Annotated in this window: 8 protein-coding genes, 1 tRNA gene and 1 pseudogene; 2 read left to right on the top strand and 8 right to left on the bottom strand. The window is 75.4% G+C overall.

Annotated features, from left to right (window positions below; all coding sequences use genetic code 11):
* A pseudogene (locus RKE29_RS24200) lies at window positions 1-436 on the top strand (hydrolase); the annotation flags it as partial.
* 265 nt (window positions 437-701) lie between these two features.
* The gene (locus tag RKE29_RS24195; RefSeq protein ID WP_312007728.1) at window positions 702-1400 is read left to right on the top strand and encodes an NAD(P)H-binding protein; all 699 of its coding nucleotides are present in this window, start codon (window positions 702-704) and stop codon (window positions 1398-1400) included.
* A gap of 180 nt (window positions 1401-1580) precedes the next feature.
* Here RKE29_RS24195 and RKE29_RS24190 read toward each other — a convergent pair whose 3' ends face one another.
* The 8 genes from RKE29_RS24190 to nuoK all read right to left on the bottom strand — a co-directional run bounded on the left by RKE29_RS24190 (window position 1581) and on the right by nuoK (window position 9624).
* On the bottom strand, window positions 1581-2048 hold the full coding sequence (locus tag RKE29_RS24190) for a DUF3574 domain-containing protein (RefSeq protein WP_312007727.1): 468 nt from the start codon (window positions 2046-2048) through the stop codon (window positions 1581-1583).
* 184 nt (window positions 2049-2232) lie between these two features.
* Window positions 2233-2314 (bottom strand) — tRNA-Tyr (locus tag RKE29_RS24185).
* Window positions 2315-2478: 164 nt separating this feature from the next.
* Window positions 2479-2880 carry a YccF domain-containing protein gene (locus RKE29_RS24180; RefSeq protein ID WP_312007726.1) on the bottom strand — a complete coding sequence of 134 codons (402 nt, stop codon included), beginning with the start codon at window positions 2878-2880 and terminating at the stop codon, window positions 2479-2481.
* Window positions 2877-3743, bottom strand: a complete 867-nt coding sequence (gene htpX, locus RKE29_RS24175; RefSeq protein ID WP_312007725.1) for a zinc metalloprotease HtpX — start codon at window positions 3741-3743, stop codon at window positions 2877-2879. The genes RKE29_RS24180 and htpX overlap by 4 nt, the downstream gene beginning before the upstream one ends.
* Before the next feature lie 183 nt (window positions 3744-3926).
* Window positions 3927-5504 (bottom strand): NADH-quinone oxidoreductase subunit N, encoded by a 1578-nt coding sequence (locus RKE29_RS24170; protein WP_312007724.1) that lies wholly within the window; start codon window positions 5502-5504, stop codon window positions 3927-3929.
* Entirely contained in the window at window positions 5504-7192 is a 1689-nt protein-coding gene (locus RKE29_RS24165; protein ID WP_312007723.1) for an NADH-quinone oxidoreductase subunit M, read from the bottom strand. Before RKE29_RS24165 ends, RKE29_RS24170 begins: the two co-directional genes overlap by 1 nt.
* A 3-nt stretch (window positions 7193-7195) precedes the next feature.
* Window positions 7196-9229, bottom strand: coding sequence for an NADH-quinone oxidoreductase subunit L (locus RKE29_RS24160; protein WP_312007722.1), 2034 nt, complete (start codon window positions 9227-9229; stop codon window positions 7196-7198).
* Window positions 9226-9624, bottom strand: a complete 399-nt coding sequence (gene nuoK, locus RKE29_RS24155) for an NADH-quinone oxidoreductase subunit NuoK (protein WP_312007721.1) — start codon at window positions 9622-9624, stop codon at window positions 9226-9228. Before nuoK ends, RKE29_RS24160 begins: the two co-directional genes overlap by 4 nt.
* Window positions 9625-9734: the final 110 nt, after the last annotated feature.

Here is a 9734-nt window from a genome sequence, read left to right as displayed (position 1 = left end):
CGCGCGGGTCTCGGGCTGCGCGCCGGTGCGGCTGCTGCGCGCGGCCGGGGTGCCGGTGGCCGCGGGCAGCGGGGCGCTGCGGGACGCGGCGAACCCGGTGGGGCGCGGCGACCCGCTGGAGGCCGCCTTCCTGCTGGCCTCGCGCGGCGAGCTGCGCGCGGAGGACGCCTACGACGCGGTGGCAGCCCGCGCGCGAGCGGCCATGGGGCTGGCGCAGGTGCGCGTGGAGGCGGGCTTTCCCGCCGAGCTGCTGGCCGTACGGGGCGACGGGCTCGCGGGGGTGCTGTCGCTGGCGTACAGCCGGGTGGTGATCCACGGCGGTCGGGTGGTGTCGCGCACCAGCGCGGTGCGGGAGTACTGCGACTCGGCCGCCGCGGTGGCCCTGGACCTGCCGCGGCAGTCGCGGCCGGGGGACGGCGGCCGGGAGCCGGACTGACCGGCCGCCGTCGGGCGCGGGCGGGCCTGGAGCTGGAGGCTGGGGACCTGGGACCTGGGGGGCCTGGGTGGCCGTACGCGGGCCCTGGCGGCGGCCTGCGGGCCCTCGGGCGGTGCGGCGGGCCCCGGGGGGCGGTACGGGCCCGGGCGGCGCCGAGCCGGCCGTACAGGCCTGTGGCGCGGGCAGGCCGCCGGGCCGGGGCAGACGGTCGGTCAGGCGGTCGACCGGGCGCACGAGTCCGCCCGGACGGCGTACGGTCGGGATCATGCGCATTGTCATCGCTGGTGGACACGGACAGATCGCGCGGCGCCTGGAACGCCTGCTCGCCGCGCGCGGGGACGAGGTCGCGGGCGTCATCCGCAAGCCGGAGCAGGCCGGCGCCGTGCTCGCGACGNAGCCGGAGCAGGCCGGCGCCGTGCTCGCGACGGGCGCCGAGCCGGTCGTGTGCGACCTGGAGGCGGCGGGTGTGGCCGACGTGGCCAGGCACCTGGAGGGGGCGGACGCCGCGGTCTTCGCGGCGGGCGCCGGCCCGGGCAGCGGCGCGGCCCGCAAGGACACCGTGGACCGGGCGGCCGCGGCGCTGTTCGCGGACGCGGCCGAGCAGGCCGGGGTGCGGCGGTTCGTGGTGGTGTCCTCGATGGGCACCGACCGCGACATCCCGCCGGACACCGACCGGGTCTTCGCCGCCTACCTGCGCGCCAAGACGGCCGCGGACGCGGACGTACGGGCCCGGGCCGGCCTGGACTGGACCGTGCTGCGCCCGGGCCGGCTGACCGACGACCCGGGGACGGGGCTGGTCCGGCTGGCCGAGCACACGGGCCACGGGCCGGTGTCCCGGGACGACGTGGCGGCGGTGCTGCTGGCCCTGCTGGACGAGCCGGGCACGATCGGCCTGACGCTGGAGCTGGTCGGCGGCCCGGTGCCGGTGGAGGAGGCGGTGGCCCAGGTGGCCCGGCCGCGCTAGCGGCCCGCGCCGTCCGCCGGCCCGGCGTCGGGCCGGCGGGCCCGGAGGCGGGAACCGGCCGGCCGGGTCGGTGGCTCCGGTCCGGCCGGTCCCCGGCAGGTGACGCGCGTCGGCCGGATCTGACGGGTTTGCCACGCGGTGACCGCAGAAGACGGCGACGGGCGTCAGGGCCCGTAGGCGTCAGAAGTCCACGCGGGTCGCCTCGTCCGCGCGGCCGACGGACTCCTGCCCGTACAGCCGCTCGTAGGCCGCGCGGATGCCCTCGATCTGCGGGTCGTGCACGCGGGCCTCGGACACCGGGTAGAGCAGGATCAGCTCGTACGACCGCTCCCGCTCGATCCGCCCGCTGTCGTCGCGCCACTGGCCGCGGCCGTCCTGGATGGTCAGCCCGGCCGGGAAGCTGGGCGTGACGTGCTGGTCGACGAAGGCCAGGAACTGCTTGTCGGTGACGGCGGGCCCGCCGTCGGGCCGCTCGGTGCCGAAGAAGAGCCGGGTTTCCACGTACGGCCTGCCCCGGCCCGCGGCGGCGGAGGCGGCGGCCTTCGGATCGTCGTCCAGCGCGGCGTACGCGGCGACGGGCGTTCCGGCGGCGAGGACGAGGGCCGCGGCGGTGGCGGCGATACGGACACGCGGTGTCATGGTCGGCATGGGCCGATGATCTCGCGCGTGCGTTCGACACGACAGATCGCGTGCCGCTGAGCGGAACCGGCGGCGGCGGCCCGCGGCCAGGCGAGGCCGACCGCGGCGACGGCCCACCTGGCCCGGGCGACGGAGAAACGCGCAAGGGCCCGTACGCAGCGTTTCACGCTGGTCACGGGCCCTTCCGACCGGGTGGCGGCGCCAGGATTCGAACCTGGGTAGGCATAGCCGACAGATTTACAGTCTGCTCCCTTTGGCCGCTCGGGCACACCGCCGGGGATGTGGCCAGGATCTTTGCTCCCGGCATCGGGAACTCCCTGGCGACGACGTAAACAATACCCGATGCCATGGGGTGCTCCGCCACCGTATTGACCTTGACGCCGATGTCGGCGCCGGGCCGCGGGGCGGGCGGAGCGGCAGGCTCGGGGGGCGGCGCGGGCTACCAGTCGCCGCGGGCGGCGAACGGGCGGCTGGTGGAGACGATCTCGTGGCCGAGCGGGGTGAGGGATATCGGGATCAGCTTGAAATTGGCCAGGCCGAGCGGGATACCGATGATCGTGACGCACAGGATCACGCCCGTCACCACGTGGCTGAGGGCGAGCCACCAGCCCGCGAGGAGCAGCCACAGCACGTTCCCCACGCAGGAGGGGGCGCCCGCGCCGGGGCGGCGCACCGCCTCGCGGCCGAAGGGCCACAGGGCGAAGAGCCCGATGCGGAAGGAGGCGATGCCGAAGGGGATGCCGATGACGGTGACGCACAGGATGAGGCCCGCCAGCATGTAGGCGCACGCCAGCCAGAAGCCGGAGAAGACCAGCCAGATCACATTCAAGATCGCCTTCATGGCCGGTATCCTGCCATCTCCTCCAGCCGGGAGATGCGCTCCCGCATGGGCGGATGGGTGGAGAACAGCCGGGCCATGCCGCCCTCGCCGGGGCGGAACGGGTTGGCGATCATCAGGTGGCTGGCCGTCTCCAGGCGCGGCTCGGGCGGCAGGGGCAGCTGCCGGGTGCCGGCCTCCAGCTTGCGCAGGGCGCTGGCCAGGGCGAGCGGGTCGCCGGTGAGCTGGGCGCCGGACGCGTCGGCCTGGTACTCGCGGGAGCGGCTGACGGCCAGTTGGATGAGGGAGGCGGCGATCGGACCCAGGATCATGATCAGCAGCATGCCGACGATGCCGGGGCCCTCGTCGTCGTCCGACCGGCCGATCGGAATCAGCCACGCGAAGTTCACCAGGAACATCACGACGCTCGCCAGCGCGCCCGCGACCGAGGAGATGAGGATGTCGCGGTTGTAGACGTGGCTGAGCTCGTGGCCGATGACGCCGCGCAGCTCGCGCTCGTCCAGCAGGCGCAGGATGCCCTCGGTGCAGCAGACGGCGGCGTTGCGCGGGTTGCGGCCGGTGGCGAAGGCGTTGGGCGCCTCGGTCGGGGAGATGTACAGCCGGGGCATGGGCTGGCGGGCGGAGGTGGACAGGTCCCGGACCATGCGGTAGAGCGCCGGGGCCTCGAACTCGCTGACCGGGCGGGCGCGCATGGCGCGCAGGGCCAGCTTGTCGCTGTTCCAGTAGGCGTACGCGTTGGTGGCCAGCGCCACCACCACGGCCACGACCAGGCCCGTACGCCCGAAGAAGCTGCCGACGAGGATGATGAGCGCGGACAGCCCTCCGAGGAGCACGGCGGTCCTCAGGCCGTTGTGTCGGCGGTGCACGGTACGCCTCCCTTGGTGCCCGGGGGAACCTCTGGCCGAGGTCCCGCTGTCCGGCCTGTCCGGCGGGACCTCCTGACTGCGCCAACGCCGGACGGCGGCCGGTAGTTCCCTTTCCCCCCTTTGTGCGGGCCAAGCGGGGCTGGTGGGGCCCCCGCGCGGGGCCCGTGCGGCCCCGCGCGGGGGTCACAGGAGGGTGCCGGAGGCGAAGCGCAGCACCAGCTGCGGCGCGCCGGACAGGGCGACGCCGAGAACCGCGGCCAGGCCGATGGCCGCGGTGAGGGGGACGGGTACGGGCCGGCCGCGGGCGGGGGCCGGGGCGGCTTCGGGCGCCTGCCCGGGACGGTCGCCGGTGCGGAAGAGGACCGCCGTCCACTGGAGGTAGTAGTAGAGCGCGATCACGACGTTGACGGCCATGACCACGGCCAGCCAGCCGAGGCCCGCGTCGACCGCCGAGGAGAAGACCGCCACCTTGGCGAACAGGCCGATCACGCCGGGCGGCAGGCCCGCCAGGCACAGCAGGAAGAACGCGAGCGCCAGGGCGGCGAGGGGGCGGGTGGCGTACAGGCCCCGGAAGTCGGCGACGCGGGTCGCCGGGGCGCCGGGAGCGCCGTCGGCGGGGCCGCCGGGGGCCTCGGCAGGCGGCAGGGCCACCAGGGCCACCACCGCGAAGGCGCCGAGGTTGACGGCCCCGTACATCAGCGCGTACGTGACCGTGGAGCCGACGGCGTGCGCGGGGTCGTCGGCGTACCCGGCGGCCGCTATCGGGACCAGCAAGTAGCCGGCCTGCGCGACGGAGGACCAGGCCAGCAGGCGTACGGCGCTGTGCGCGCGCTCGGGGCGCTGGCGCAGGGCGGCGGCGTTGCCCAGGGTCATGGTCACGGCGGCCAGGACGGCCACGGCCGGACCCCACACGTCGGCGTACGACGGGAAGGCCAGCACGGTCACCAGGATCAGGCCGGAGAAGCCGACCGCCTTGCCGATGACCGACAGGTACGCGGCCACCGGCAGCGGCGCGCCGACGTACGCGTCGGGGACCCAGAAGTGGAAGGGCACGGCGGCGGTCTTGAAGGCGAAGCCGACGAGGGTGAGCACCACGCCCGCGCGGGCGAGCGTTTCCAGTCGCGGGTCGACGTGGCCCAGGCCGTCGGCGATCTCGGACAGGTGCAGGCTGCCGGTGGCCGCGTACACGAAGCTGACGCCGAGCAGGGTGACGGCGGTGGCGGTGACCGAGGACAGGAAGAACTTCAGCGCCGCCTCGGAGGACAGCCGGTCGCCGCGGCGCAGGCCCACCAGCGCGAAGGCGGGCAGGGACGCCACCTCCAGGGCGACCACGAGGGTGGCCAGGTCGCGGGAGGCGGGCAGCAGGGCCGCGCCGGCGGCGGAGGACAGCAGCAGGAACCAGTACTCGCCCGCGGGCAGCCGGGACTCCCGCACGGTGTGCACGGACAGCAGCGCGGTCAGCAGGCCGCCGCCGAGCACCAGGAACTGGGTGACGAGCGTGAACTCGTCGGCCCGGTAGCTGCACACGTTCGGCTGGGAGGTCAGGCAGAAGGTGGCGCGGTCGCCGTCGAGCAGGGGCAGCAGGGACAGCGCGGCCAGGGCCAGGCCCGCGGCGGCCGCCCAGCCCAGCAGCGGCTTGCGGGCCTCGGGCAGGAAGAGGTCGGCGACCAGGACGGCGAGCGCGGCCACGGCGGCGATGGTGGGCGGGGCGACCGCGAGCCAGTCGACGGACTGGACGAGGCCGGAGGCGAGCGGGGACATCAGTGGCCTCCTGCGAGGAGCTGCTGCACGGCCGGGTCGGTCAGGCCGAGGAGGACCGCGGGCCACAGCCCGGCGAGCACGGTGAGCGCCACGAGCGGGGACCAGGCGGCGAACTCGTGGGCCGCCACGTCCGCCGGCGCCGCGGCGTCCACGGCGTCCGCGGCGGGCGCCGGGCCGGCCGGGGCGGGCGCGTGCGGGGCCGGGCCGCCGGGGGCGACCAGGGCCGTGTCGACGGCACGCGCGGGCGCGGCGTCCGGCGCGGGCGCGGGCCGCTCGCCCATGCACACGCGGCGTACGACGACGAGCAGGTAGGCGGCGGTCAGCAGGGTGCCCAGGCCCGCGAGCACCAGGAACGTCAGGTAGGCGGGCCGGCTGAGGCCGTCGGCGGGCTCGAAGGCGCCGAACATGGCGAGCATCTCGCCCCAGAACCCGGCGAGCCCCGGCAGTCCCAGGGAGGCGACGGCCGCGAAGGCGAGCAGGCCGCCCAGGCGCGGGGCCCGGCCGTACAGGGCGGCGCCGGCCGTCCCGGCGAGCCGGTCCAGGTCCGTGCTGCCGAAGCGCTCCTTCAGGCCGCCGACCAGGAAGAACAGCAGCCCGGTGACGAGGCCGTGCGCGATGTTGGCGAACAGCGCGCCGTTGACCCCGGTGGGGGTGAGGGTGGCCACGCCCAGCAGCACGAAGCCCATGTGCCCGACCGAGGAGTACGCGACGAGCCGCTTGAGGTCGCCGCCCCGGCCGGTGCGCGCGAGGGCGAGGCAGGCCAGCGAGCCGTAGACGATGCCGACGGCGGCGAAGGCGGCGAGGTAGGGCGCGAAGGTGTGCGCCCCGTCGGGCGCGATGGGCAGCACGATGCGCACCAGCCCGTACGTGCCCATCTTCAGCAGGACGCCGGCGAGGAGGACGGAGCCGACGGTGGGGGCGGCGGTGTGGGCGTCGGGCAGCCAGGTGTGCAGCGGCCACATGGGGGCCTTCACGGCGAGGCCGACGCCGATGGCGAGGACCGCGATGAGCTGCGTGCTGTGGCTGAGCCCGGACCCGTTGTCAGTGGCGAGTGCCACCATGTCGAACGTGCCGCCCTTGATCCCGATGAGGAGCAGGCCCAGCAGCATGACGACCGAGCCGAGGAGCGTGTAGAGGATGAACTTCCAGGCGGCCTGTTCGCGCCCGCCCCCGCCCCACCGCGCGATGAGGAAGTACATGGGGATGAGCACCGTCTCGAAGGCCAGGAAGAACAGCACCAGGTCCAGCGCGGCGAAGCTGGCCAGGGTGCCGGACTCCAGCAGGAGCAGCAGCGCGGTGAAGCCCTTGGCGCGGCCCCGGTGGCTCTCGCGCTCGCGCGGGGACCAGGCGCTGTAGAGCGCGCACAGGAAGGTCAGCAGCGCGGTCAGCACCACGAGGGGCAGCGAGATGCCGTCGACGCCCAGGTGGAGGCGGATGCCGTAGGCCGGAATCCAGCGCAGGTCGGTCTCGGCCTGCATGCGGGCCGGGTGGTCGTGGTCGAAGCCGGCGGCCAGGACGGCGGCCAGGACGAGGACGGCGCCGGTGACGGTCACGCCGTGCCGCAGCACGGCCTGGTCGGGGTCGCGGCCCTTCAGCCCGGGCGGTGCGGGCAGCAGGGCGGCGACGGCGCCGACCAGGGGCAGCACGACGACGGCCGCGAGGAGGATCTGCAGGGCGGTGTGGTTCACGGGTCAGGCTCCCGCTGCGACGAGGACGGCGACGGCCAGCACGACGGAGCCCGCGAGCAGTGCGCTGAGGTAGGTCTGCACGTTGCCGGTCTGGGCGCGGCGCACGGCCGCGCCGAGCAGGCGGGGCACGGCGCCCGCGCCGCGCACGTAGGTCTCGACGACCTCCCGGTCGAGGAAGGTGACGAGCCGGGCGGCGGCGCGGGTGGGCCGGACGAACAGGGCCGTGTAGAGGGCGTCGAGGTGGAAGCCCGCGGCCGCGTGCCGGTGCAGGGGGCCCAGCAGCAGGCGGCCGGGGTCGGCGGGGTCGCGGGCGGCGGCGATGTCGCCGTAGACGGCCTCGTGCGTGGCGATGGCCTCGGCCTCGGCGGCGGCGGGCTCGGCGGCGGGGACGGCCACGGCGCCGAGGGGGGTGCGGGCGGCGCGGGCGGCGGTGTGCCGCCAGGCCGCGTAGGTGACGAGGACGCCGGCCAGGGCGGCGCCGGTGCCCAGGACGGAGGTGGTCAGGGTCGGGTCGAGGGAGTGGTCGTCGAACCAGTCCGGGAGCGCGCCGACGGCGAGGCCGAGCGCGGCGCTGGGGACGAACAGCACCCACAGCACGGCGTTCATGACGAAGGGGGTGTGCGCGGGGCCGTGCGCGCTGTCGGCGGGCGCGGGGGCCTGCGGGGCGGCGGGCCCCCGCCAGGCGGGGGGCGCGGCCGCGAGCAGCCACAGGCGGGCGGCGTATCCGGCGGTCAGCAGCGCGCCGGCGATCCCCGCGACGAGCACGGTCCACCCGGCGCCGGTGGGGACGCCGTGCGCGTGGCCTTCGGCCGCGTGCTCCGCGGCGCCGAGCACGGCTTCCTTGGAGAAGAAGCCGCTGAAGGGCGGGATGGCGGCCAGCGACAGCAGCGCCACGCTCATGGTCCACAGCGCGTCCGGGGCCCGCTTCCACAGGTCGGGCATGCGGGACATGGCGGCCAGCGAGTTGGTGCCCGCGGCGTGGATGAGCACGCCGGCGGTCAGGAACAGCAGCGCCTTGAACGCGCCGTGGGACAGCAGGTGGAAGACGGCCGCCCCGCGGTCGCCGACGGCCAGGGCGCCGGTCATGTAGCCGAGCTGGCCGATGGTGGAGTAGGCGAGGACGCGTTTGATGTCGTCCTGGGCGAGCGCGGCCAGGCCCGATCCGACGATGGTGACGGCCGCGACGACCGCGAGCACGACGAGCGCGGCGGCGGAGGCGGCGAAGACGGGCAGCAGCCGGGCGATGAGGTAGACGCCGGCCGCGACCATGGTGGCGGCGTGGATCAGCGCGGACACCGGGGTGGGGCCGGCCATGGCGTCGGGCAGCCAGGTGTGCAGCGGGAACTGCGCGGACTTGCCCGCGACCCCGGCGAGCAGCAGCAGCGCCACCAGCGTCGGGTGGTCGAGCTGGAGGCCGTCGTGGGCGGTCAGCCGGGTGGTGATGGTGCTGATACGGAACGTGCCGGCGTCGGCGGCCAGCGCGAAGATCCCGATCAGGAACGGCACGTCGCCGAGCTTGGTGACCAGGAAGGCCTTCAGCGAGGCCGAGCGGGCGGCCGCCGTCTCCCAGTAGTGCCCGACCAGGAAGTACGAGCAGATGCCCATGACCTCCCAGCCGACGAGCAGCACGATCAGGTCGTCCGAGTAGACGACCAGGAGCATGGCGGAGGTGAACAGGGACACCAGCGCGGCGTACGACGCGTAGCGGGGGTCGTCGCGCAGGTAGCCGGTGGAGTAGATCTGCACGCAGGAGGCGACGACGCCGACCAGGACCGCGACGAGGGCGGCGAAGCCGTCCACGCGCAGCGCGAGGTCGACGGGCACCGAGCCGGTGTCGGCGAGCCGGGTGGCGGCGCCGGCCGCGGCCCCGCCGCCCTGGCGCACGGCGACGGCCACGGCGAGCGCGGCCGCGGCGAGGGTGGGCAGCACCGCCAGCGGCCGTACGAAGCCGGGGGCGCGGCGGCCGAGCAGCAGGCCCGCCACGGCGCCGAGGAAGGGCAGGACGGGGACGAGGGCAGCGGTGGTGGTGATCGTCACGCGGTCCGCCTTCCGACGGGAATCCCCTGGTCGGAGCCGTTGTCAGTGGCGGCTGCCACACTGCTGTCAGTGGGTTGGTCAGGGGGCGGGGCTTCGGCGAGGTCGCGGAGCTTGTCGATGTCGGACGTGCCGCGGTTGCGGTAGACGAGGAGGACGATGGCCAGGCCGATGCCGATCTCGGCCGCGGCGATGGTGATGACGAAGAGGGTGAGCGCCTGGCCCGCGTGCAGGGTGTCGCGCAGCCAGACGTCGAAGGCGATGAGGTTCAGGTTGACGGCGTTGAGCATCAGCTCGACGGACATCAGCACCAGGATCGCGTTGCGGCGGGCCAGGACGCCGTAGACGCCGACGCAGAACAGGAGGGCCGCGAGGACGGTGGGATAGGCGAGGTGCATCAGGGCTTCTCCTTACCGCGCGCACCGGTGCCGCCGCCGGCCGGTCCGCTCGCCGGTCCGCCGACCGGGGCGCCGCCGGCCGGGCCGCCGCCGGGCCGGCCGCCGTCGGG

The organism is Streptomyces sp. B1866 (assembly GCF_031932565.1).
Lineage (GTDB): Bacteria > Actinomycetota > Actinomycetes > Streptomycetales > Streptomycetaceae > Streptomyces.
The sequence above is the reverse complement of the archived record's forward strand: the minus strand, read 5'-3'. Positions and strand labels throughout refer to the sequence as shown.